The organism is Metabacillus sp. RB-C-LZQ-3-1 (genome assembly GCF_058315175.1).
Window position 1 is genome coordinate 307,566 of record NZ_JBZFLI010000002.1, and the last position, 24,168, is coordinate 331,733.

General features: G+C 34.3%; 27 protein-coding genes and 3 pseudogenes. 20 read left to right on the forward strand and 10 right to left on the reverse strand.

The annotated features are described in order from the left end of the window. Positions 1-109: 109 nt before the first annotated feature. Positions 110-559, reverse strand: a complete 450-nt coding sequence (locus tag AC4GZ8_RS04885; protein WP_491080681.1) for an Lrp/AsnC family transcriptional regulator — start codon at positions 557-559, stop codon at positions 110-112. 122 nt (positions 560-681) lie between these two features. Between AC4GZ8_RS04885 and AC4GZ8_RS04890 the strand changes: the two genes are divergently transcribed. Beyond that, on the forward strand, positions 682-1,098 hold the full coding sequence (locus AC4GZ8_RS04890) for a carboxymuconolactone decarboxylase family protein (RefSeq protein ID WP_491080682.1): 417 nt from the start codon (positions 682-684) through the stop codon (positions 1,096-1,098). 80 nt (positions 1,099-1,178) lie between these two features. On the opposite strand, the gene AC4GZ8_RS04895 is transcribed toward AC4GZ8_RS04890, so the two are convergent. Together AC4GZ8_RS04895 and AC4GZ8_RS04900 are read right to left on the reverse strand one after the other, a co-directional pair. Beyond that, positions 1,179-1,334 carry a sunset domain-containing protein gene (locus AC4GZ8_RS04895; RefSeq protein ID WP_491080683.1) on the reverse strand — a complete coding sequence of 52 codons (156 nt, stop codon included), beginning with the start codon at positions 1,332-1,334 and terminating at the stop codon, positions 1,179-1,181. A gap of 213 nt (positions 1,335-1,547) precedes the next feature. Continuing rightward, the gene (locus AC4GZ8_RS04900; RefSeq protein WP_491080684.1) at positions 1,548-1,721 is read right to left on the reverse strand and encodes a hypothetical protein; all 174 of its coding nucleotides are present in this window, start codon (positions 1,719-1,721) and stop codon (positions 1,548-1,550) included. 368 nt (positions 1,722-2,089) lie between these two features. Between AC4GZ8_RS04900 and AC4GZ8_RS04905 the strand changes: the two genes are divergently transcribed. The 7 genes from AC4GZ8_RS04905 to AC4GZ8_RS04935 all read left to right on the forward strand — a co-directional run bounded on the left by AC4GZ8_RS04905 (position 2,090) and on the right by AC4GZ8_RS04935 (position 6,659). After that, positions 2,090-2,557, forward strand: coding sequence for a GNAT family N-acetyltransferase (locus AC4GZ8_RS04905; RefSeq protein WP_491080685.1), 468 nt, complete (start codon positions 2,090-2,092; stop codon positions 2,555-2,557). Between the two features lie 414 nt (positions 2,558-2,971). Next, positions 2,972-3,190 carry an anthrone oxygenase family protein gene (locus tag AC4GZ8_RS04910; protein WP_491080867.1) on the forward strand — a complete coding sequence of 73 codons (219 nt, stop codon included), beginning with the start codon at positions 2,972-2,974 and terminating at the stop codon, positions 3,188-3,190. Positions 3,191-3,346: 156 nt separating this feature from the next. Further along, positions 3,347-3,670 carry a hypothetical protein gene (locus tag AC4GZ8_RS04915; RefSeq protein ID WP_491080686.1) on the forward strand — a complete coding sequence of 108 codons (324 nt, stop codon included), beginning with the start codon at positions 3,347-3,349 and terminating at the stop codon, positions 3,668-3,670. A gap of 139 nt (positions 3,671-3,809) precedes the next feature. Continuing rightward, positions 3,810-4,166 carry a cupin gene (locus AC4GZ8_RS04920; RefSeq protein WP_491080687.1) on the forward strand — a complete coding sequence of 119 codons (357 nt, stop codon included), beginning with the start codon at positions 3,810-3,812 and terminating at the stop codon, positions 4,164-4,166. Between the two features lie 108 nt (positions 4,167-4,274). Continuing rightward, positions 4,275-5,009 (forward strand): class I SAM-dependent methyltransferase, encoded by a 735-nt coding sequence (locus tag AC4GZ8_RS04925; RefSeq protein WP_491080688.1) that lies wholly within the window; start codon positions 4,275-4,277, stop codon positions 5,007-5,009. Between the two features lie 227 nt (positions 5,010-5,236). Further along, complete coding sequence (locus tag AC4GZ8_RS04930) at positions 5,237-5,962, forward strand: nucleotidyltransferase domain-containing protein (protein WP_491080689.1); 726 nt, start codon at positions 5,237-5,239, stop codon at positions 5,960-5,962. 460 nt (positions 5,963-6,422) lie between these two features. Then, complete coding sequence (locus AC4GZ8_RS04935) at positions 6,423-6,659, forward strand: hypothetical protein (protein ID WP_491080690.1); 237 nt, start codon at positions 6,423-6,425, stop codon at positions 6,657-6,659. A gap of 429 nt (positions 6,660-7,088) precedes the next feature. Here the strand turns inward: AC4GZ8_RS04935 and AC4GZ8_RS04940 are convergent, their stop codons facing one another. Continuing rightward, positions 7,089-7,505 carry a MerR family transcriptional regulator gene (locus AC4GZ8_RS04940; protein WP_491080691.1) on the reverse strand — a complete coding sequence of 139 codons (417 nt, stop codon included), beginning with the start codon at positions 7,503-7,505 and terminating at the stop codon, positions 7,089-7,091. Positions 7,506-7,832: 327 nt separating this feature from the next. Here AC4GZ8_RS04940 and AC4GZ8_RS04945 point away from each other — a divergent pair, with 327 nt between their 5' ends. Both AC4GZ8_RS04945 and mobV read left to right on the forward strand, forming a co-directional pair. Then, positions 7,833-8,873, forward strand: a complete 1,041-nt coding sequence (locus AC4GZ8_RS04945; protein ID WP_491080692.1) for an NAD(P)-dependent alcohol dehydrogenase — start codon at positions 7,833-7,835, stop codon at positions 8,871-8,873. A gap of 265 nt (positions 8,874-9,138) precedes the next feature. Beyond that, positions 9,139-9,711, forward strand: a complete 573-nt coding sequence (gene mobV / locus AC4GZ8_RS04950) for a MobV family relaxase (protein ID WP_491080693.1) — start codon at positions 9,139-9,141, stop codon at positions 9,709-9,711. 445 nt (positions 9,712-10,156) lie between these two features. On the opposite strand, the gene AC4GZ8_RS04955 is transcribed toward mobV, so the two are convergent. Beyond that, positions 10,157-10,336 carry a small acid-soluble spore protein H gene (locus tag AC4GZ8_RS04955; protein WP_491080694.1) on the reverse strand — a complete coding sequence of 60 codons (180 nt, stop codon included), beginning with the start codon at positions 10,334-10,336 and terminating at the stop codon, positions 10,157-10,159. A 226-nt stretch (positions 10,337-10,562) separates the two neighbouring features. Between AC4GZ8_RS04955 and AC4GZ8_RS04960 the strand changes: the two are divergent. Both AC4GZ8_RS04960 and AC4GZ8_RS04965 read left to right on the forward strand, forming a co-directional pair. Further along, a pseudogene (locus AC4GZ8_RS04960) lies at positions 10,563-10,724 on the forward strand (branched-chain amino acid transporter AzlC); the annotation flags it as partial. Next, the gene (locus AC4GZ8_RS04965; protein ID WP_491080695.1) at positions 10,721-11,059 is read left to right on the forward strand and encodes a branched-chain amino acid transporter permease; all 339 of its coding nucleotides are present in this window, start codon (positions 10,721-10,723) and stop codon (positions 11,057-11,059) included. The pseudogene AC4GZ8_RS04960 and the gene AC4GZ8_RS04965, both read left to right, overlap by 4 nt. A 146-nt stretch (positions 11,060-11,205) precedes the next feature. On the opposite strand, the gene AC4GZ8_RS04970 is transcribed toward AC4GZ8_RS04965, so the two are convergent. Further along, positions 11,206-11,745 carry a helix-turn-helix domain-containing protein gene (locus tag AC4GZ8_RS04970; RefSeq protein ID WP_491080868.1) on the reverse strand — a complete coding sequence of 180 codons (540 nt, stop codon included), beginning with the start codon at positions 11,743-11,745 and terminating at the stop codon, positions 11,206-11,208. Between the two features lie 232 nt (positions 11,746-11,977). Here AC4GZ8_RS04970 and AC4GZ8_RS04975 point away from each other — a divergent pair. The 4 genes and pseudogenes from AC4GZ8_RS04975 to AC4GZ8_RS04990 all read left to right on the forward strand — a co-directional run bounded on the left by AC4GZ8_RS04975 (position 11,978) and on the right by AC4GZ8_RS04990 (position 15,762). Beyond that, a pseudogene (locus AC4GZ8_RS04975) lies at positions 11,978-12,769 on the forward strand (dioxygenase family protein). Positions 12,770-12,815: 46 nt separating this feature from the next. Next, positions 12,816-13,244: a DoxX family protein gene (locus tag AC4GZ8_RS04980; protein ID WP_491080696.1), complete on the forward strand. Its 429-nt coding sequence runs from the start codon at positions 12,816-12,818 to the stop codon at positions 13,242-13,244. A 176-nt stretch (positions 13,245-13,420) separates the two neighbouring features. Continuing rightward, positions 13,421-14,176, forward strand: a complete 756-nt coding sequence (locus AC4GZ8_RS04985; RefSeq protein WP_491080697.1) for a GTP cyclohydrolase II — start codon at positions 13,421-13,423, stop codon at positions 14,174-14,176. A gap of 254 nt (positions 14,177-14,430) precedes the next feature. After that, positions 14,431-15,762 (forward strand): CoA-disulfide reductase, encoded by a 1,332-nt coding sequence (locus tag AC4GZ8_RS04990; RefSeq protein ID WP_491080698.1) that lies wholly within the window; start codon positions 14,431-14,433, stop codon positions 15,760-15,762. 312 nt (positions 15,763-16,074) lie between these two features. Here the strand turns inward: AC4GZ8_RS04990 and AC4GZ8_RS04995 are convergent, their stop codons facing one another. After that, entirely contained in the window at positions 16,075-16,761 is a 687-nt protein-coding gene (locus AC4GZ8_RS04995; protein ID WP_491080699.1) for a MerR family DNA-binding transcriptional regulator, read from the reverse strand. 149 nt (positions 16,762-16,910) lie between these two features. Here AC4GZ8_RS04995 and AC4GZ8_RS05000 point away from each other — a divergent pair, with 149 nt between their 5' ends. From AC4GZ8_RS05000 to AC4GZ8_RS05010, 3 genes and pseudogenes are all read left to right on the forward strand, one after another. Next, entirely contained in the window at positions 16,911-17,408 is a 498-nt protein-coding gene (locus AC4GZ8_RS05000; RefSeq protein WP_491080700.1) for a DUF6022 family protein, read from the forward strand. 106 nt (positions 17,409-17,514) lie between these two features. Continuing rightward, positions 17,515-18,402, forward strand: coding sequence for a Vgb family protein (locus AC4GZ8_RS05005; protein ID WP_491080701.1), 888 nt, complete (start codon positions 17,515-17,517; stop codon positions 18,400-18,402). A gap of 24 nt (positions 18,403-18,426) precedes the next feature. Continuing rightward, a pseudogene (locus AC4GZ8_RS05010) lies at positions 18,427-19,075 on the forward strand (Vat family streptogramin A O-acetyltransferase). A 237-nt stretch (positions 19,076-19,312) separates the two neighbouring features. On the opposite strand, the gene AC4GZ8_RS05015 reads toward AC4GZ8_RS05010, so the two are convergent. Together AC4GZ8_RS05015 and AC4GZ8_RS05020 are read right to left on the reverse strand one after the other, a co-directional pair. Then, the gene (locus AC4GZ8_RS05015; protein ID WP_491080702.1) at positions 19,313-20,284 is read right to left on the reverse strand and encodes a polysaccharide deacetylase family protein; all 972 of its coding nucleotides are present in this window, start codon (positions 20,282-20,284) and stop codon (positions 19,313-19,315) included. Positions 20,285-20,550: 266 nt separating this feature from the next. Next, entirely contained in the window at positions 20,551-21,963 is a 1,413-nt protein-coding gene (locus AC4GZ8_RS05020) for a LysM peptidoglycan-binding domain-containing protein (RefSeq protein WP_491080703.1), read from the reverse strand. Between the two features lie 428 nt (positions 21,964-22,391). Here AC4GZ8_RS05020 and AC4GZ8_RS05025 point away from each other — a divergent pair, with 428 nt between their 5' ends. Further along, a complete protein-coding gene (locus AC4GZ8_RS05025) occupies positions 22,392-22,601 on the forward strand; it encodes a hypothetical protein (RefSeq protein WP_491080704.1) in 210 nt (69 codons plus the stop codon). Positions 22,602-22,846: 245 nt separating this feature from the next. Here AC4GZ8_RS05025 and AC4GZ8_RS05030 read toward each other — a convergent pair whose 3' ends face one another. Then, entirely contained in the window at positions 22,847-23,983 is a 1,137-nt protein-coding gene (locus AC4GZ8_RS05030; protein ID WP_491080705.1) for an MFS transporter, read from the reverse strand. Between the last annotated feature and the right edge of the window lie 185 nt (positions 23,984-24,168).

The following is a 24,168-nucleotide window of genomic DNA, read 5'->3' on the forward strand; positions in this document are numbered from 1 at the left end:
TTAAATCAACACCTTAAATTGTTCAATTAAAGTGTAAGCAAATTCAAGATCCAGCTGCCAGTTTTGGAGGCTTTTTTCTGATGGTGCAGGTATAGTTCGCAAAAGGACATTAAAGAATGTCTTGGGGATTCATTCTAAAATTTGTCTCTACCTGTGAGAAAATAAAATGCGTGATAGTATGTGCATATGGATTAACATCCTCGATAAATTTCTCTGCATTAGCAAAAGTATCGAATTGCATTTTAAGCATATAACAGGCATTTCCTGCAATCCGATAACAAAATTCCACATTTGGAAATCCCTCAATAAACTTCTTAAAAGAGTTATAGTCCCCGTTTTTAATTGTGGCTTCTATTATACATTGGATTGGGAACCCTAATTTCTCATAATCGACTTCCAATGTGTACCTTTTGATTATTCCAAATGATTCCATTCTCCTTACGCGTTCTGTTACAGATGGAGAAGATAAATTAATTCTTCTTCCTAACTCACTCATCGATAATCTACTATTTTTTCTTAATTCATCTATTATTTTCTTATCGATTGAATCAACTTTCATTTTTTTAAGATATTCTCCTTTTTTCGTTTAATTATTAAAAAGTCAAGGTTAATTTAGTTTGGATTTTAATGTGATTTAACTAAATGATTCGATATCATACATATTACAAGGAGGTATTATTTATGGCAAGAATTATTGAATCTAAGAATGGGGAGACCCCTTTTCAAAAACTGTTAGGTCATAGCAGAGAGATATTGACTTGTTGGAATCAACTGGGTAGCGAGTTAGAAAAGGATGGGAGCCTTTCTGCTTATTTAAAAGAACAAGTAAGAAGAACATTAGCACAAAAAAACGGTTGTGAGTATTGTAAAGCAAAAGGAAAACCTGATCCAAAGTTATTTGATGAAAAAATATCTATTGCTGTAGGTTTTGCAGAGGTTTTTTTAAAGCAAAAAGGGGAAATATCAGATGCTCAATTTAAAGTGTTGAAAAAGTATTTCTCTGATGTTGAGATTAGTGAGCTTTGTGCTTTTATTACATTTACAACGGCTTCACAGTATTTTGGTGCCATAATGAAATTGGAACCTGTTGGTTCATAACTACATGATGTTGTATTGAAGGAGTACTTATTAAACAATAAGCATTTAGGAAAACTGTTTTATATGTTAAGTAAAAACCTTTATCTTTTTGATGCTCTGTAGCCTGCTGCTTCAGCTTCTTCTTCTGAACAAAACATTATTCCAGCTTTGCTCAGAAGAGAAAGCCCCACCTGGGACATGATATATACCAATTCGGTTTTCTTTGATATTACATGATGAATTTGAAGTTGTTTCATTTGTTGGTTCTTCCGATTGTTGAACAGGTTCAGCTGTCAGCATTAAACATCTTTTGAACCAATTTCTGATCCATTCATATCGTTTGACGGTTTTGTTTCCGTATTCTTCATGTTTAGTTGTTGACTCAGGAGTATTTATACCAATCAACCGGTGAGGATAATAGGACTATCCAGGGCATCATCTTCATTCACTGAAGACCATTTAATTAATTTTTATTCTGTTCCCGGTCCAGGTCCGTTAGAGTTCATTCGATTTTGTGTTGTAATTTCCCCTAACTTTTCTGCTTGATTATTTTCATCAGGTGGAATCATTCCAGATTTTTTTTCAAAATAAACAGCAATTCCACCTATTATAACCACAGGTATCAACATGTATATCCAAATCATACTAGAACCTCCATGAATAAAATATAATTAAATTATCATATGATTTATTTAACTTTTTTTACAATTGTTACTTAGATTAAATTTCCACGTTGTACTATAAAAATAGCGGTTTCCTAAATATTAACATAAGAGGAAGTTTATTTGGTCTGTTTTCAGATTCATTTTTTCCGGGGTTGCAAAATGTCTCGTTCGGTGCTGCTAATTGCAGCTTAAGGGTGAACAATACTTAATACTTTGTATCTTTAACAATGATTGCTGGGACAGAATTTTCAACTACTAATGAGCAGGATTGTTTAAGATGTTTAATACTTCCTTCATGTATAAAGATGAGTTAAAATGAATAATTATTACAAGAGGAGAGGGGAAACATGGAAATAAATTCTGCAATATCTTCTGATGCATCAGTAATTCACGATTTAATGATAAAGGCTTTTATGGAATATAAAGATGAAATACCTCCATCAAGTGCCTTAGAAGAAACGGTCCAGTCGGTTTCAAATGCTTTAAAAAAAGGGGAAAAAGCATTAATTGCTTTTGAAGAAAATAATCCAGTTGGTATGGTGCGATTTCAATTAAAAGACAAGAGTTTATATTTTTATCGTTTGTCAGTTATTCCTGAAAAACAAGGAAAAGGTATTGCAAAAAAGATATTAAAATCTTTAGAGGACTATGCAAATAAAGTTGATATCAATACTTTAATATGTAAAGTCCGTATGACTGTACCTAAGAATATACAGCTATATAGTTCCATTGGTTATGATGTTTATGATGAAGAAGTTATTCATAAACCAAACGGTATGAATATTAAAGTTGTTTCTATGAAAAAACTACTTTAACTAATTAAAGGTTGTGATTGTTTAAGAAGAATAATTTCTTTTTCTTATTGATCGGTCAGTTTAGTTAAAGAGGGAAACTTACCTTTTTCTAACGAAAATTATATAAGTACTCAAAATAAGGGAGATGATGTATAAAAATGTGTGGGAAGATGAGATTTAATTGAACAATTAATTCCTTATGTCATCTTATTTGGAGCTACGTGTTCCGGCTTGGTTGCTGGAGTGTTCTTCACATTTTCTTCATTTGATATGAAAGCACTTGCTCTGCTTCCGAATGAGGAGGGAGATGCTGCGATGCAGTCAATTAATGTAGTGGTACTAATCCGATCTTTTTTACCTCTATTTTTGGGAACAGCCTTAGTTACTATACTACTTATCACCCATTCTATTATTAATTGGTAAAGTGCAAATACCATTCTTTTATTTACTGGAAGTTTGCTTTATTTTGTTGGCAGCTTTCTAGTCAAGGTTTTATGCAATGTTCCTCTAAATGATGCCTTAGCTCGTGTAGATAGTAAAGAAGGAGAAAGTTTAACTTTATGGAAAGATTATCTGTCAAAATGGATGTTATGGAACCACATTCGAACATTAGCAAGTTTTGCAGCAATGGTATTATTTATTCTAGCGCTGTAATAAACTAACATATAGCATTAATCTAAAAAGGATTAGTGCTCTTTTTTGTTTGAACTAAAGGTCAGGATTGTTTAATAAGCAATATAGTCGGATATTGAAACATTTATTTGATAAATCCGTATAATTATTTAGGTCTTATAAAGTGGGGGTGTCATTTTGAAAACCAACGTTCAAACGTCTCAAAACGTTGAAATTGTAACTAAAAAAGACGTAAGTATGAGAAAATTACTAAATATAATAGGTATGTTCATTTTTGGTGGATTAGCTTTATCTAATGTCACAACTCCAAATTCTTCGAGTGAAGACACCATAGAATTTTTGCTATTTATTGTTGGAAGTGCAATTATCTATTACTTTTTAGTGAACATCTATTTCATAGGACAGATAGGTAGAAAGATTGTTTTTACGATTCTTATTCTTCTAGGTTGTTTTAGCATTTATATGGCTTGGTATCTTGCAACTAATTCAACACCACACTAATAACGAAATTGAATTATATATATTGTTCAAGAAAACGGGTAGCTTTGCTTCAAGGAAGGAGAAGTACCTTTTTTGTAGAATAAGGTTAATTCAATAACAATAGAATTATCAATGTAACAATTCTTTCTAGGAGGTCATAATGGAGTTTTATCAATTTAACAAAGACTGCGGTTATAAGATTTCAAAATTCAATTCGAATTTTATAATGTCCCGTATTATTCAAACAAATAAGAAAACTAACATTGGATGTATGCACTTATACAGAAATGGTATCGTAGGATATCATCAAGCAGTAGTGCCTCAACTTCTTTTAATTATGAACGGAGAGGGTTATGTCCGTAATGAAAAAGACCAATATATTAAAATTGAGTCTGGTGATGCTGTCTTTTGGGAAAAAGATGAGTGGCACGAAACAAAGACCGATGCAGGACTAACTGCTATTGTCATCGAAAGTGAAGAATTGACTCCTGCAACATTTATGCCGTTAAAGAAATAGGTTGTTATGAAACTGACGAGTAGCTTGAGTTAAAGATCAATGCCTGTCATTTGGGCAGGTTAGCTGAAGAAGAGCGCCAATTAATTTAGATAGTCGGGGGAGATTCGAATGAAACAAAATATTTATGATAATGATATTTTCTTCAAAAGTTATAGCTCTTTGCGAAAGACAGGAGTAACCTTTAACGATTTTGTTGAACAGCCAGCAATTAAATCAGCTATCTCAAGCTTTAACGGGAAGACAGTATTGGACTTGGGATGTGGTAATGGTCAGTTTTCTAAGTACTGTGCAGATAATGGTGCGTTAAAGGTTACAGCAGTAGACATTTCAATGAATATGATTGAACTAGCAAAAAATGAAAACAAACACGATAATATAGAATACATTTGTACACCGATAGAAGACTTGGAAATTAAAAATCAGAAATTTGATCTAATAATAAGCTCTCTTATGACTCATTATATAGAAGATTACACTAAATTAATTGAAAAAGTTGTGAGCTTATTAAATACAAACGGGGAGTTTATTTTCTCAACAGAACATCCTATTGTTACAGCTCGAAAAGAAATGAATAATTGGATTAAAGATAAGGACGGGAATAACTTACATTGGGGATTAGATAATTATCAAGAAGAAGGAAAGAGAGAGGAACATTGGTATATTGATGGTGTGGTTAAATACCATAGGACTATTTCGACTTTCATTAATACGCTTATCAATAGCGGACTTGTGTTAGAAAAGATTATTGAACCACAAGCTATTCCTATTGGATTGGAAAAAATGCCGCAATTAGTTAATGAGGAAAGGAGACCATCCATTATAGTTATTAAGGCAAGAAAATGATTGTTTTATTTGTGATTTCTTTCTATCAATATCACAAGTCAATTTAGTAGATTGTGAATTAATGTACTTGAAAACGAAAAGGTGCTTTACTTCAATATGAAGTAGAGCATTTTTTTATTGTACTACGGGGCTGGTTAGTTTAATAAGAAACAATGATTAATAAAGGTTTTTGCTTTTTAATAACGAAATATACAGTTACTAGAAATTCGTTGTAAGAGGTGGTATAAATGGAAGAATTAATGAGGTTAAATCCATTCGATGCAGCATATCAGTTTATTTTAAAGCATTTTCCTTACTGTCAAGGCGCTTTATTGGCTGGAAGTGTTGTTAGAGGTGAGGAAACAGATACCTCGGACCTTGATATTGTCGTATTTGATGAAAGGATAAACTCATCTTACAGAGAATCATTAATAGACTTTGGGTGGGCAATAGAGATTTTCGTTCATAATTTAACTTCCTACAAACAATTTTTCGAAATGGACTATAAAAATGCTAAGCCTTCTATGCAAAGAATGGTATTAGAAGGGATTATATTAAAAGATGAAGGAATTATAGATTCTATAAAAGAAGAAGCAAAAGAGATATTGGATAAGGGTCCTGAAAAATGGACAGAAGAAATAATTACGACAAAACGATATTTTATAACTGATGTACTGGATGATTTTATAGGTTGTAATAATCGAGCTGAAGCGATATTTATAGCTAATACATTAGCTGAACTAATTCAGGAATTTGAATTAAGGACCAATGGGCGTTGGATAGGTTCTTCAAAATGGATTATTCGGTCTTTGAAGCAATATGATGAAAACTTCACCGAACAATTCGTTGAAGCCTTTGATGATTTTTATAAAACGGGTAATAAAACCAAAGTAGTTCATTTAAGTGAGATGGTTTTAGAACCATATGGTGGGCGACTATTTGAAGGTTTTTCGTTAGGAAAGGAAACACCTTAACCCAAAAACATCTTATTAAGCTAAAGAGTGCGATACTTCAATAACGGAGTATCATTTACCAGATAATAGGAATCCTCATTATACTTTAACTATTAAACTTGGACATAGTTCGTTAGTAAAAACTATTGAATTTTGTTTAAGTAAGTTTACACCAGTAGTTGTAAAAAACAAAATTGCTGTTGTGAAAATGGAATTTTAAATGGCGAATGTGTGAGTAGTAGAACAATTTATGGGAAGGAAATATATTAAATTGCATCCTTTCTTATTTAACTAACTGATGGCGGTTGTTCAAGAAGAAGATTTCTAACTTTTAATATATTTAGGTAAGTGGTGTTTAATGTGTATGTTATTTTGGAATGGCATGCACACATTTTGTTGTTTTATCTGAATTTGCCCTTACCAAACTTGGCCATTTTGCATTTCCTATTAATATATTAACTAATAAAGGGGGGAAATAAAAATGCCATGTGTTCGTTCGGATTTATTTCAACCAGTTTGTTTAACAATTATCTACAACGTTTCCACTGGTGCACTTATCTCGTCAACTGTTGAGTGTGGAGAGTGTGATTTTGAAGCGGATTTCGATTTTGAAACTAAAAACCTAGAACTTAGAGTACCATTCATTGTTCAAGGTATTCTTACAATTAATGATAATTTTCAAGCAAGTTGTGTTACAAAGAATATAGCTCTTGCTTAATAACAGATATTTTTAAGGGGGAGGAAGAAATTCTACTTCTCCTTTCTAAACTTTTTTTCTTTAGTTTTTATTGTAACAGGAAGATTGCGAAGAAATATATTTAAAGTAACGGTGCAGGTTATTTGAAGAAGGATTTATATTATTTCCTCTGATAAATGAGAGGAACAAAATGAAGTTTATTAGACGGCTTTTGCCTTTAATTTTGGTAATTTTAGGGGCACTAAATTGTATGTTTTTCCCGAAAGACAGCGTTTTAACAATTGTTCTTTTATTCGTGAAATAATTTCTGCAATTATAAGTTTTTTTATAGTGCAGTTATCCAATGTAAGAGTTTATTTACACAGGCAAATATGTAAGTTAGTAATATATCGTACAAATAGATCCACTTGTAATTCATATATAAATTTATGAATTACAGGTGGTTTTCTGTTAATTAGAAATGGAAATCCCAATTTTATCTTTTTTATGAATATCTTCCGTTCCGGCATCTAATGCAGTCTTGTAATATGAACATTTATGATCGATAATTTCCATTGTTTTTTTTAGTTCTTCCATCTGTGCTTCTACACTAGCTTTTCTTTCCATAAACATGTCATATCTTTGTTGCAACGTGGAATCCCCAACAGTACACCAATCAATGAAATTTTTAATTTCCTTAATAGGCATTCCTGTGGATTTCAGACATTCAATTACCTTTAAAGCGCTGATATCGGACTCTTTAAACAAACGTGTTCCGTTGGCTGTCCGTTCTACAAAAGGCATAAGTCCCTCCTTGTCGTAGTAACGCAAGGTATATACGGTATGATTTAATTCTTTTGCAACTTCGCTGATAGTATACGTCTTCATTATTTATCCCCCTTTTTTTAAGGTATAGACCTCGAGTTAACTCTATTGTTGTGAATGGATTTTATCATGGTATATGTTGAATGTCAAAATCACTTTATTTAAAGAAAGTTGTTAGCTATAGGCAAGATCGATTAATAAAATGAAACCGGGATGATCAAAAAGAAAATAAATTTATCACTTGACCTAGAGTTTACTATAGGGATTAACATAGTTTTGAAAGAGAAGGCAGGGACAAAAATGAATGAAAGGGAGTTTAACCTAAGTATTTCATTTACCTATTACCAGCATATTCTCTTGAAATGTATAAATAAATAGGAGGTTTTATGAATGATAACCGCTAAAGCACGAGCTGTCGACGGTCCAGACAAACCTTTCCGGGCAGCTGAAATTAAACGACGTGATCTTGATTCGCATGATGTACTAATTGAAATTAAATATGCAGGTATATGCCATTCTGACATCCATACTGCTCACGGTGAATGGGGTCCCGTGAACTATCCACTCGTACCTGGACACGAGATTGCGGGAATTGTTACAGGTGTAGGAGCAGATGTCACAAAGTATAAGGTAGGCGACCGGGTAGGGGTTGGATGTATGGTTGATTCTTGTGGTGATTGTGAAAATTGTCGTAGAGGAGAAGAACAATACTGTCTAAAAGGAAATATCCCTACATACGCCGGTGTTGACAAATACGGTGAACCAACTCAAGGTGGTTATTCTACCCACATTGTTGTAACGGAGGATTTTGTAGTTAGAATTCCTGATAACATTGAGCTTGATGTCGCAGCACCATTACTTTGCGCAGGTATTACGACATATTCGCCACTAAACCATTGGAAGGCAGGTCCAGGTAAAAAGGTAGCGGTAGTTGGTTTGGGCGGTCTTGGTCATATGGCTGTCAAAATTGCACATGCCATGGGTGCAGAGGTTACTGTTTTGTCTCAATCATTGAAGAAAAAAGAAGATGGCTTACGATTCGGTGCCAGTAACTACTATGCAACAAGTGATTCTGAGACATTTACAAAACTTGCCGGTTCTTTTGACTTAATCATTAATACAGTAAGTGCAAGTATCGATATTAGTGCGTACCTCTCACTATTAACACTAGATGGTACATTAGTAAATGTTGGTGCTCCTGCAGAGCCATTGGCAGTAAATGTGTTCTCTCTTATTGGTCATCGTCGCTCATTTGCAGGTTCAATGATAGGAGGCATTCGTGAAACACAGGAAATGTTGGATTTCTGTGGAAAACATAATATTGTTCCTCAGATTGAAGTCATTTCAGCTGATGAAATTGAAGAAGCCTACAAACGCGTGTTAGCTTCAGACGTGAAATATCGATTTGTAATTGACATCAGCACTATGTGAGTTAGGTAAATGATAAGTTCTGATTTGTATTTTAGAGGATGTTCAAAGCCTGGCTTTTGGGACATCCTTTTTTAATTAGGATCAGAGGAAAATAGTCTTGGCAAAACTTAGGAATAAACTTTGCCTGATTTGCAGACAAGGAACTTTCGTGAAGATAGAAAATGGAGAAGTAGAAAGACCCGAAAATTATGAAAAATATCACCAGAATCTCTGCTTGAAATATACTGGAATCTACTAATACCTAAGAAGAGAGGTATTCATTTTTATGAGTTATTCTATTATCCGAATGCAAAAATTAAAATTCCCTGCCATACGAGAAATCCAAATTCACAACCAAAGAGAAAGGAGGAGTGAAACAGATCCCGTTATCGAGATAGAAAAATCTAATTTAAACGATGATCTATTAAATACGGAAAAAATTGATTATGTGGAAGCAGTGGAGAAGATTAAGCTAGGTGTCAAGTCAACGAAGAGAATACGAAATGATGCAGTCCGACTTTGTGAGTTTGTGATAACTTCTGATAATGATTTCTTTGAAAATCTAACAGAAAAAGAAGAAAAAAGATTTTTTGAAAATGGATTAAAGTATCTTCAAGTTAAGAACGGATCTGAAAATATCATCTATGCAACTATTCATAAAGATGAAAAATCCCCCCATATGCATGTTGGATTTATACCAATCACTGGAGATAATCGACTTGCTGCAAATAGTATATTTACTAGGCTTGAATTGGTTATGCTTCAGGATGACTTTATTTATTACATGAGTGAAGCAGGATTTAATTTGAAACGTGGTACTTTTAGCAAAGGAAAACGATTAGCAAAACCTGATTTTTAAATATGAAAATTAAATTTTTTTAAACTACCTTTTAAAATGAAATGTCCTAATTCCTTTTTGTTAGAGGGTTTAGGACGTTTTTTGTTTTCCGTAAACTTACGGATAGGGGAAAATATCCAAACTATAATAAAAATGCTTGGAATTAGCACACCTTTCTCAGCAATCGGAAAAGATCAGCTAGTTTTTTATCTGATTGACCTATTATTAGGAAAATTCTTAAGCGAATCTTTCTGGTTTTAATAAATATAGGCTAATAATTCATGATGATTGAACTTCTAGTTTAGTTATTAACTATTCCCAGTGGTGTGAAATGAAATTGCCCGACTTCTATAGTAGGCTGTTATTTCTTTAAAAAAGGTATAATACTCAAAGTAAGAAGTTTTGTCTAATAAAGAATAAAAGGATAACATTACAAAGTTATCCTTTTATTCTTTATTGTAATATTTTATTGTTCGATTAGATCGGTTACAGAAACAGTTTCCTTCTTATTAGGGTCATCAAGGGGATGAATAGTGGCGATCCCTTTTTGTTGATCCACATGTTCTATGTAAATTTGATTTCCATTATAAGTTACAGTGCCCATTACCGATGAAGATGATATTTCCTGTGCCCTTTGTGAGTCCATAATTTAGCTTCCTCCTTCTTTGATTAACATCATATATAATATTTACCCAAGTGGTACAATTTATGTGAAGGATTATTTACAGCTTACGTTCGTTAAGTAAGGTTAAATACCAGTATGGACTATCAATAAAATTAGTGTTTAATTACAACTCAATCACAAAGGTATAGTCATATTGCAAGTGATGAATTCATGAAAAAGCCGAAAGGAATTTAATAAAAACCAATCAGAGAAGAAGCAACTCAGTTCTGTTTTAGGTCCTGGTCTTTCAGCCTTAAGTCTTATCATTTTTGGTGGAACCAATTTTATTATACCGGCTTTGATTGCAATACTTGGGATACTCACCCTACTTAGAAAGCCATTGGAAGAAGTTGAGGTGAGTGCAGCATGACAATGAGTTTAACGAAGCAGATTTTGACCATTGTTATGATGATTTTAGGCACAATGCTTACAAGGTTTCTTCCATTCATTGTTTTCCCTTCAGGTAAACCCCCACCGAAATATATCCAGTATCTCGGGAAAGTATTACCGTCAGCGGTATTTGGACTATTGGTTATTTATTGTTTTAAGGATGTGGATGTAAGATTATTATCTGGAAATCATGGCATCCCTGAATTTCTAGGAGCATCTGTAGCTATTTTTCTTCATTTTTGGAAGAGAAATATGTTTCTTTCGATATCTGGGGGAACGATCGTATACATGGTATTGATTCAATTGTTTTTTTAAATACTTTAGTAATGACCTTGGGTGTTTACTGTATTCATGGAGAAGAAATTCCAAAAATTATAGAAAATATTTTATAATGAAGCAGGATTCTATTAAGTAGACTCCTACTTCTTTTTTAAACGTATCGTAAGAAATGCTTGTGACTATTATAATATATCTTTCAATTCAGTATCTGCATAAATGGATATAAAGACTACGGCTTTGCAATCCCCAATGTTTTTCACGAAGTGTGGAACACTGGCATTCCAACTAAAAGAATCCCCTTTCTCTACAATGAATGAATCCTCGCCTTGTTCAGCTAGAATTTTTCCTTCTAATACTAAATGGCATTCTTCACCTTCGTGTGCATGTGGATCTCCAATGGAAGCTCCTGGAGGGAATTCGACAATCATGGTTCTAAGTCCACCCTTAGAGGCTAAGTGTTCAATCTTTAAATTGTTAAAAGAGGAGGTTGCTCTTTTCTCTTTTCGAACAACACGCATATGTTGCTTCTTTTCTAACAATAAATAAGGCAAAGGAACTCCTAGAAACTCTGCGATTGTGCTTAGTGTATGAATAGAAGGAGAAGTATTGTTATTTTCAACATTGCTAATGAATCCTTTTGAAAGGCCTGTACCTTCACACATTTGGGCAATGGTTATTTTTTTTCTATTTCTAATAGCCCGAATTTTAGTACCAATATCCAGTTTAATCACCTCTAAAGTTTACTTTTAAGAAACATATTTATATATTAGCAAAAAAAAGATTGACATTCTATAGCTTTGGTTGTTATCTTTTATGTAAAGATTATTCATATAGAGATACTCTTTTCTGTGCTTATCTCTTATTTTTTTTGTCTGTTAGTTTCCTAATAGGAATTTTTTATTTTTATGAATAAACAAATGATATATCAACATTTGAAGAAAGAGGAGGATAACAATGCTGCCAACGTTATTTGTTGCACACGGCGCACCATTATTAGCTATTGAAAATAATGAGTATACTCAGTTTTTACACGTTTTAGGCAAAAATTTGCCAAAACCAAAAGCAATTGTATTATTTTCAGCCCACTGGGAATCCCCGACCCAAAAAGTGAGTGATGTAGATCAGTTTGAAACGATCTATGATTTTGGTGGATTCCCGGAAGCTTTATACCAGATGAAATATCCAGCAAAAGGAAATAGTGATATGACGAAGTAAATTGTCAATTTGTTTACTAAGGAAGAAGTTCCTTTTCAAATTGATACAACACGCGGATTAGATCACGGTGCTTGGATCGTTCTTAAAATGCTTTATCCAAATGCAGATATTCCTGTCATCTCAATGTCTGTAAACCCTCGTCTTACACCTGACGAACAATATACAATTGGAAAATCCTTATCAATATTAAGAGAACAGGATGTTTTAATCATTGCGAGTGGAGGCACGGTTCATAATCTGGGAGTTTTAAACGTGGCGAAGGATAATGGAACTGTTGATCAATGGGCCATTCAATTTGATAAGTGGATTGAAAAGCACTTAAGTACGTGGGATTTAAATTCCTTATTTCATTATGATTCACTAGCTCCTGCCGCTGAATTTGCCGTACCGCCGTATGGAAAAGAACACTTTATTCCTCTTTTTTATGCAATGGGTGCAGCAGATCAAGAAAAAAGCGCAACACTATTGCATCGCAGTTACCGTTATGGAAACCTTAGTCACAGTGTTTGGCAATTTGGAGAACTAAAGTAGAATATCGATCATTTACCATATAATTATTAACTTGGAGGTAAGTAAAATGGAAAATAAATTTGAAATTAGTGCATTTATTTTACGAGTAGTATTGGGGATTACATTTTTTGTTCATGGTTTCGTCAAATTCCAGGGCGGAATTGAGAACACGGTTGGATGGTTCAGCAGTATCGAATTACCAGGGTTTTTAGCTTATGTTGTTGCTTTAATAGAAGTTGTAGGAGGACTTGCGTTAGTACTAGGCTTATTTACAAGAATTGTCTCGATCTTAATCGCTTTAGTAATGGTAGGAGCTATCATTAAGGTAAAATTAGCTGCAGGATTTTTAGGAAATGGACAAATGGCTGGATACGAATTAGATGTTGCCTTTTTAGTAATGGCAGTATCCATTGCTATTACAGGTTCTAAAGCTTTTGCATTAGAGCAATTTATTTTTAAAGGGAGCAAGGCTGAAAATACAACAACGATAAAATGAGTCTTATAATAAAATCGTGATTAAATTGAGCATTACTTCAAATTTAGGGGGTAATGCTCTCTTTTTCATGAAGGAAATAAAAGAGGATTGTATGCAAACATAAAACAAAAGTTACGGCAGTTAGAAGGATATTTTTTTGAATTGATACTGAAACTATTTAAAAAGGAGTTTGACTTATGACACAAACAAAGTTCGATTCAAAGGTTCTTTCGATATTAGAAGATAAAATTCAATTAATTAAAACAGATAAAGGAGCAATTTATTTAGTTGGTCCAATTCGACTTCCGATTAACTTATATGGAGAGACGGTTGTATTTCAATGGTATTGTTGGTTAAATTGTGAAGAAGTAACAGAAAATTATGAGCGTATTATTGACAAATTATCCTCTGTTAACTTAGCTGAATTGCAGCAATCAAGTGTTTTAGTATATGGTGATTTTGAATACGAAGAAGATGCTATTATTAGATTTCACTCTATCTGTCATACTGGTGATATATTTGGAAGTAAGAGATGTGATTGTGGTTATCAATTAAAACAGTCTCTGAAAATCATTTCAGATCACGGTACAGGTGCACTTTTTTATCTGGCAAATCATGAAGGAAGAGGAATTGGCTTATTTAGTAAAGCAATGGCATATATTCTGCAAGAAAATGGTCTTGACACAGTTGAGGCGAATGAAGCACTTGGATTTGTAGATGATTCTAGAAATTATGGAGACGCAATTCTTGTACTAAAAGCAATAAGAAAAAAACCTGTAAAACTAATTACAAACAACCCAAATAAACTACAAGCATTAATAAATGCTGGTCTTGAAGTTTCAGGGAGAGAACCTATTTGGGGAGACGTCTCTGAATATAATGAGAAGTATTTGAAAACAAAAATAAGCAAGTCTGGACATATGGAAGGTGAGGAGACTTGCTGTAATGACTAATTCCGCCTTTCTGAAGATGATGAAGTTCAATATAATAAACTAGACTGTTTAAGTGAAGCGCCACAATTCCTTATTAATTAAGGGGTTGCGGCGTTTTTTATTCATCTTTTAAATATAATAAGGAATAGTTCGAACGTCATTTTAACTTGTCAAAAAGCTCAACAGCCCAGCTATTATTTTTCTGTACATAGGAAAAGATAAACCCATGTTTAAAAATCAGTAATATATGGAAAATAAAGAATGGAGGGATGAATATGAAGGTACTTATTATTGGTGGAGATGCAGCAGGAATGAGTGCGGCAATGCAAATTGTTCGAAACAGCACTGGACATGACATTACTGTTTTAGAAAAGGGTGGGGTGTATTCGTACGGACAATGTGGTCTGCCTTATGTGATTAGCGGGAAGATTGAGTCAACAGATAAGTTAATAGCCCGTACACAGTCCACTTTTAAAGAGAAATATGGTATTGATGCACGAGTATTTCATGAAGTCCAAAAGGTAGACACGGAAAATAAAATGGTAAGTGGAATGAATCTTAATAATCATGAAACGTTTAGCTTTCCGTATGACCGCCTTCTTATTGCAACCGGGGTAGGGTCGGTCATTCCAAAGTGGGAGGGTGTTAAACTTCCGGGTGTGTTTACATTAAAGACAATGCCTGATGCAAAGGCAATCATGGAATATCTTGAGAAAGACATAAAGAATGTGACGGTAATTGGCGGCGGGTACATAGGTCTTGAAATGGCGGAAAGTTTTGCTGAGCTTGGTAAGAAGGTCATGATCATTGAAAGAAATGAGCAATTAGCAAAAATATTTGATAAAGAAATGGCTGAACTTATCCATGAAGAAGCTGTGAAGCAAAACATTGTATTGAAAATGGGTGAATCTGTTGAAGCATTCGGTGGAAGTGAGTATGTTGAATATGTAAAAACCGATAAAGGGAAATATGATACAGACTTAGTATTAGTGGCTGTAGGTGTGAAGCCAAATACTGCATTTTTAGAAGGAACTGGAATCAAAACAAGTGTTAATGGTGCGATTCAAGTAAATGCCTATATGCAAACAAGCATTGAAGATATATATGCTGCAGGTGATTGTGCAACACAATATCACCGTGTTAAAGAAAAGGATGATCATATTCCATTAGGAACACATGCCAATAAGCAAGGCCAGATCGCCGGATTAAACATTGTTAATAATCATAAAACATTCAAAGGCGTTGTTGGGACCTCAATCATTAAATTTTTCGATTTAACCCTAGGAAGAACTGGAATATCAGAAACAGAGGCGAAAATGCTGAATATCCCATGCGGTTCAGTAACCATTACGTCAACAGATATCGCTGGTTATTATCCTAATGATAAAAAATTGACATTGAAACTTTTATATCATAAGGAGACATTTAAAGTTTTAGGCGGGCAAATTATAGGAGAAAATGGCGTAGATAAACGAATTGACGTACTAGCAACTGCATTATTTCACTCTATGACAACTAATGAACTGCTTGATTTAGATCTTGCTTACGCTCCCCCATATAATGGTGTATGGGATCCTATTCAGCAAGCAGCTAGAAGAGTAAAGTAATTATGTACTAATTTATGGGTTAACTTTACTAACGTAAGGCGAATTTCATTATCAATTTTATTTTATTTTTCGTATTGTGATTTAAATTAAAGCTTGATCAAAAGTCTTGTATTGATATACAGGATTTTTTTGTACCGCAATCGGGGCCATTTTCTGGAATAAAGCAATTCCTTTGCTGGACTTGATTACTCCTTTAAAGGATTAAATTAAGCATAAACGATAAAAAACAAAAACGCCAAACCTTTTATAAGGGGTTGGCGTTTTTACGTGCTTCCTAAAGTTGTCAACAATATCATAAAATACACTATATATTCAAAGCTGGTTTAATATATTGGATAATTTATAAAGATAGAATATCCCTTTAAGCTGTTTTTGGTTACGTTTATTTAGATGTTTTTGAATATGATTGATTACTTTTTTTACTTCTTCAAGATCATATTGGTTTAATTCTTTAATCTCCTTTTTTATTTGAATAACCTCATAGGAATAAACTGCATTCTGAGTTATTTTCATTAATAAAGCTTTTATGAGTTGGAATGTGTCGAATAGGCGATAGTTATTTAGTTCTCCTCTTTTGGACGTAATAAATCCCTCTTTTTCCCAATATCGAAGAGTTGATGGAGGTATATTTGTCTGAAGGGACAATTCTCCAGTCGTCATAGAGTGTTCATGATTCAAGTTATCCAGGTGTTTATTCACTCGCTCAATCATAATTTTGTCTTCATAATTTGCTACTTGCGCATGATTTATTATCCAAAGAGCAGCATCTAGTTCTTTTTGTTGCAACTTTTTTAGAGCAGCTGAGGTTATGTCCATTCCAAACCCAGGAGACATAGCTGCAATACACTCAAAATAGGCTACATGTTCCTCTGTATATATTCTATAACCAGCGGTTGACCGTTTAGGTTTCGGTACAATTCCTCTTTCTTCATAGCTTCTTAACGTGCTAGTACTTATACTTAATTTTTTTGCAATATCGATAGGTCTTATTTTTTTCAATGAGCACACTCCTATCTTTGATAACTGTACTATAATGTAAAGTTTATCATATTAAGTATTGTGAATTCAGACGTTTTTTTAAAAAACTTTAGAATTGGCTTTAATGTTGTATGCTTGATTTGTACGATGAAAAATATGGAGGGATTCATATGACAACAGTAAATATTCAACCCCAGATGACCATCTATGAGTTAGGAGAAGTACTTTTCACTTATATAAAAGATCACTGGAAGGACGTACTGAACGAGAATATCAAAGAGCTTAAACAGTTATTTCCGGAATATGAAGATGCAACATACGGCATGTATTTAGATAAACTTCTTCCGCCAATCTGGAAACTAATAAAAGAAAATGGGTTTCGATCTACAGAAAAAACGAAAGAAGATGACTTTGTTATTGGAGGGTGTCTACATTTTAGAAATTCAATGGAAAAGGCTAAATGGGGCACACCTCATCATGAAAAACGAGTTTTTTGGATTGTGATTGAAAATCAACATAAAGATAAGATAGGTACTCTACTGTTTGAGCTATCCCATTCACATATTGAGTTTAACTTGCCGGCGCCGCCAAGGTTCCTTCCTTTAGAAGAAATGAAACGAGAAGAAATCATTAAAAAAATTATTCAATTAGAAGAGAACGTGTCATGATCAAATAGACCACTTAGCTATTTAGTTAAGTGGCCTATATAAAAAGCTTCCAATTATTCTCTATCGAAATACTAAAACATTTTCGAAAAAGAAAAGGAGGAACTACATGATTGTAAAGATCGAAGAATACGAACTTCTTGACATAGGTTCAGGCCCTTATGGAATAACCACAGGAAAAGATGGTGCGCTATGGTTTACACAACATAAAGCCAATCAGATTGGTCGAATGACTGTTACCGGCGAAGTCACTCATTTCGATGTTCCTACACCCAATGCAGGTGTAATGTCTTTAATCTCCACAATCCAGGGTGATGTATGGTTCACGGAAAATAAAGCTAATCAAATTGGAAAACTGACAGTAACAGGTGAAATCATCGAATATGTTCTACCATGCCCAGATTCAGCACCTTTTGGAATAACTCAAGGACACAATGGAGACATTTGGTTTACGGAAATGAACGGAAATAGAATAGGACGAATTTTACCGTCAGGAGAAATGATTGAGTATGATTTACCGAATCCTGGTTCCTATCCTTCTTTTATTGTTGCCGGGCCTGATGGTGCCATTTGGTTTACTGAGAATCAGAGTAATCAAATTGGTCGGATTACAATGCTTGGAGAAGTAACGAATTACCTTTTGCCTACAAAACATGCTGGCCCTGTAGGTATTACATGTGGTCCTGACAACGCCCTCTGGTTCGTAGAAATGAACGGAAATAAAATCGGCAGAATTACTCCCTCTGGAACAATAAGTGAATATACCATCCCTACTGCAAATGCTCGCCCACACGCAATAGTAACAGGCCCTGATCGTGCTTTATGGTTCACTGAATGGGGAAGTAATCAAATTGGTCGAATTACAATGAAAGGTGAAATTACAGAATATTCAATCCCCACGCAAAATGCAGAGCCACATGGAATTGTATTAGGATCAGACGGTGCCATTTGGTTCGCTGAGGAATGCAATAAGATCGGTCGGCTAAGTTTATTATAAAACTCTGAAAGGAAGTGGATCTCTATGGAATCAAATAAGCAACATGGGCCAAATCCTAAAGCTAAATATCCGATTGAAGGAAATCATGTTGTGCAATTTATTAAAAATACAATTACTAGACCAAACATTATAGTGGGTGAATACTCATATTACGATGCAAGAAATGGTGAATCCTTTGAAGATCAAGTGTTGTATCACTACGAGTTCTTCGGGGACAGACTTATTATAGGGAAATTTTGTGCAATAGCACCCGGTGTAACGTTTATTATGAATGGCGCTAATCATAGAATGGATGGATTTTCAACCTACCCGTTTAATATATTCGGACTCGGTTGGGAGAAATATACGCCAACGTTAGATCAGTTGCCTTTTAAAGGTGATACCATAATTGGCAATGATGTTTGGATTGGATACTGTCATTATGCCTGGAATAAAAATAGGGAGCGGTGCAATTATAGCAGCTAAATCGGTTATTACACAAGATGTGGAACCTTACACTATCGTAGGAGGAAATCCTGCAAAGAAACTAAAAGATCGTTTCTCAAAAGAAATTATTAACGAATTGCTAGAATTTAAATGGTGGGATTTAGATATTGAAATTATTTCTGCTCATATTGATGTGATAGTTAATGGAGATATAGAGAATCTAAGAAATTTAAAAAATAATATATAACAGAGTAACAACTTCCGAGAATCCTGCTCAAAAAACTGAAATATATAAAATGCTGTAATTAATTATCAAATTAAAGGCGCGCTCACTTTCACGTACTTTTTATTAATAAATTGCGGTAAAGATATAAGGATCGTACCTATTAGTGAAGCAAATAGGTACGATCCTTTATTTTCTATTCACTCAAAATAGTTTAAAAAAGAATTTAAAATAAATATAAAAGTTACTGGATTAATCTTATTATTTTAGTAATTCCGGTATCGTAACAAATTCATATCCTTGTGCTCGCAAGTTGTCAATCATGATAGGAAGCGCCTCTATCATTCCATCTAATTTCCGTTGATCTTTAAAGTTGTGAAGCAAAACAATTCCCCCAGGTACAGCTCTCACATTTACCCTTGATAAAATGACATTTGCGTTAGCCCCACTCCAATCATAGGAATCAATAGTCCATGAAATGGAACGGTACCCCAAACCATTTAAGGTATTTATCTGATTATCATTTATAGCGCCGTAAGGAGGTCTGAATAGGTTTGTTTTAACTCCTGTAACTTTTTCAATTTCGTCAGAAGTGGATTGCACAGTTTGAATTAGTTGTGAATCTGTTAAAGTTCTAATATCAGGGTGATTCCATGTATGATTTCCAATAGCATGTCCTTCTGAGTGGATCTGCTTCAGCAAATCTGGATATGCTCTTACTTGCTGTCCCATAACAAAGAAGGTTGCTTTGACATTTTTGTCTCTTAGGATGTTTAAAATTTGTGGTGTATAAACGTCCTCTGGACCATCATCAAAGGTTAGAGCGATTACTTTTTTGTTGCTTGGCCCCATATAAATTATTCCGTTATAAGTTTTTTCTGGAATGTTTAAAACCTGACCTGGATAAATCATATTTAGATCCTTTATTTGCGGGTTTGCCGCTTTTAATTGGACAGTAGAAATACCTAGTTTAACGGAGATTTTATAAAAGGTATCACCCCAAACGACGGTGTACTTACTTGCTTGGGGGATATCTAGTTTTTGTCCAACGCTTAACAACGTAGAAGTCAATCTGTTATGGTTAACTAGATTTTCGACAGTCATATTATTTTTTGTTGCAATTTTCCAAAGAGTATCTCCTGATTGCACGGTATAGGCTGCAGCATGTGCAAAGTTTCCAAATGAAAGAATGGAAAATAATAATATAGTAAGAAAGCTGAAAACTTTTTTCATCTTGGGATCTCACATCCTTATAATATAATAACTCTGTCATTATAAGGCTTACCGTCTCCGTGTGATATCCTCAAAATTTTGGAAAATTAATAATTTGATAGGAAGTCAAAATTGGAGCTGTTTTACCTTTAAGGGGGGATTAGGGGAAAAGGGTGTATATTCAAATTTGGGCATGAAAAAGGCTGCTCATTATGTATGTAAATACAAAATCAGCAGCGAAATTGTTTAAGACTTTATAAATATTTCCTAATAATAGTTTATGAATGCTACAATATTTTTCTGATACTAAAGTTGTCTTCAAGCAAGAGCCAATTTTGAGGATAAGGGTATCCTAGAACCCAATAACTAATTCCGCGTAGACCGTATTCTTTTATAGTATCAAACTTCGCTTGGGCGCTGCGTGCATCTTCAAACCAAACTTCATGGCTGCGACCTTGACTATCAGTGTAGCGGAAAAATGGGGACTGAGAAACCTGGTCATACTGGATAGCAACTCCATATTGAACGGCCCTGCGGATTGCTTCTTGCTGACTGAACGTTTCCGCCTCTTGTCCTTGGACATGTGGAAGTAGCCAGTCACGTGCATAAATCTGGAAGCCAAAAAAGATTTTGTTTCTAGGGATAACGGATACGGCATAATCAAGAACCCTTCTAATTTGATTAAGAGGCGAAATTGCCTGGGGCGGTCCAAGCCTGTAGCCCCATTCATAGGTCATTAATACAACAAAGTCAACGATTCTTCCGTGTGCAGGGTAATCGTGGGCTTCATATAATAATCCCATTTGTTCACCACTTGTTTTTGGGGCAAGTGCTGATGAGACAAAATAACCTTCGGGATGTAATCGGTCAACTGTACGCTGCAAAAATTGATTATATAACTCGCGGTCAGCTGGATACACATTTTCAAAATCAACATTTAATCCTCGGTATCCTTTTTCTCTCATAATGTTCAAAATATTTGTTAAGAGTCTGTCTTGAATATCAGTATTTGAAAGTATAGTTCGTGCAAGCTGTGATCCGGGATCCCTATACGTAAAGTTTGTAATACACATCATCGGCGCAACCCTCTCAGTTAAGGAAGCTTGAATAATCGGTGTATCATTAATCGACTCTAAACTGCCGTCTGCTTTCATAATATAAGCAAATGGAGATGAATAAGTTAAATATCTTCCTACATCCCGAACTTCTCTTGCTCCAACATCCCCTGTATTGATTGTATAAGCGTTAACGTCGATTACAGGTTTTCTAAACGGGATGGTAAGAACGGTGCCAGCATAGATGACGTTAGGATTTTGAATTTGATTTGTTGTCACAATTTCTTGAACGGAAGTACTGTAACGTTGGGCAATTTGCCATAGGCTTTCACCAGGTTGAACAATATGTGTTCTAGCCGGTATAACTAAAATCATTCCGGGATAAATTTGGGATGGATCACTAATCTGATTTGCCTGCACAATCGCCTGTATAGTTATTCCATATCGTTGGGAGATCTGCCACAACGTCTCTCCAGACCTTACCGTATGCGTACGATAAGCTGTAGGAATGACAAGGGCGAGTCCGACTACTAATTTATTTGGATCCTCCAACTGATTTGCGGCTACTATTTGGTTAATCGTGACGCCGTATTGCTGTGAAATCCTCCATAACGAATCTCCCCGTTGTACCACATGGATTTGCATCAAGATCCCTCCTAAGAGTATTCATCTCTTCACTATATTCTTAGGAAAAAGGGTTTAATCATATATTCAATGATTAGTAGTCAAAACGTTTTGAAAACCCGATGAAATGGGTATGCTAATTCCCTAAAGGAGTGTATATTCATTTTATAAAAATGAGTCTGTTAGGATAATATAAGTAATGTTCCTGTATTGAGAATGTTATTGGGGGATAAATTGAGTTGAAATTAATACAGATGAAAATGATGATATAGTGGTGAGTATATTTTTAGGTCAAGAGGAACTAATGTAATTAATTATTAGAATAGATATTAATTGTGTGTCAGCCCATGTTATAATGAAAAACTTAGGATAATTACGACTTTAGCTCATAATTGAACGGATGCCAAGAATAGCCTCCGCCTAAAGATAAAATATGGAGGTGCTATTGAATGAATAAACGATGGACAATTAGTAAAATTAAAGAATTTGTTGAGAAAAATTCGGAAAGTAAGTTGCTGACAACGGAATATCATGGTTTTTCTCAAAAGTTATTATTTAAATGTGCATGTGGTAGCAATTTTGAAAAAACATTTACGAAATTTAAAAATAATAACCAACGTAAATGTGATGTGTGTCAACCGCCAAAAGCATCACGGTAATCATATAAAAAATTAGGGAAATTCCGATTATAAAATAATATTTACTATTTAACAACAGGGCAAAATTCTATAACCACAAGTGCTTTTTAATTGAAGACATTTCTTGTTTAAGTAACAGAAAATAAAAAGAAGATGCTAGCCAATTCACCAGCGTCTTCTTTAATAATTTGATATGTATCTAAGATCCTTCTATACCGAAAAGCAAATATCAAACAAATCCTCGCTAACTGGGGAACATATCCCTTTTATGCTTTTACCTTTTGAGTGCTAAGAATATAACTTATTGCTGCTGAACCTGCACAAACAAATGGAAGCATGTAATATCCCCAATTATTGATGACATATCCTCCAATCAAAGAACCGAGTGTAATCCCAATATAAAGGGCGGTATTATTCCAAGCCATCACCATACCCCGTACTTTCGGATATTCAGCAGAAAGTCGAGCTTGGTAGGATGTAAAACCACAATATCCAACAAATGCCCACATAAAAAGTAATAAATAAAGCCAGCTGTCTGACGAAAAGAAAGTACCAATAGCAATTAGATTTAATGTAAGTAAAATGAGAGTTACCTTTGAAACAATGTTTTCCCCTAATTTATTGGTCAATTGCCCACTTGTTAGACTCCCTAAAACCGCACCTACCCCATAAAAAGTAATAGCTAATGCGATTTCAGATTCAGAAAATTTATTTTCGAAATAAAGTGCAGCTCCTAGATATACATAAAGTGTATACATTGAAATTCCCCAGATAGTCGTTACACTTATAGAGCCTAGTATTCTAAAAAGATTTCCTTGCATGAGATTTCTACCCGAATGATTTTGGTGAATCGAACTCCATGTTTTGTAATTTGCAACGGCTAAAGCAGCCCCAACAACTGCCATTACAAAAAATACAGAACGCCAATTAACAAGCTGCTCTAATAATGTTCCTAGAGGAGCTCCTAGCCATAGAGCCATTAAATGACCTGAAACGACGATAGAAAGCCATACACCTCGACGGTTAGGAGGTGCTATGTCTCCAATAATTGCGTAAATTAATGGAGTAATTGAGGCAACTGATAATCCGGCTAAAACACGACTAATGATTAACCACAAATAGGAAGGAGATAAACCAGTTATTACATTTGAAAAAGTGAAAAGAAATAAGCCGCATGTGATAAATAAGCCTTTTTTCTTATTATCGGACAGCCATCCAAAAAAGGGAGCAGAAATAGCATAAGTTAATGCAAAAGCTGTTACCATCCATCCTGCCATTGTAGAGGAAATCCCAAACTCATGAGAAATAAAAGGCAATAATGGAGAAACGACAAACAAATCGGTTCCCATAATAAATAGTGTGATCCAGCCCACAACCAAACGAGCTCTAGCTGTTTGATACATTAGAGGACCTCCATAAGAAAAACATTTTCTATATGTTATTCATTTAAAGTAAGAAATAGGTTTTATATGGTTTATAAATAGTAAAGAGGACAATCATTTTACAAAAAAGGCCACTTATATGAAGTGCCCGCCAAAAGTCAGGTTTCACTCAAACTTTTGGCGGGCAGTACAATGTGTGACCTTTT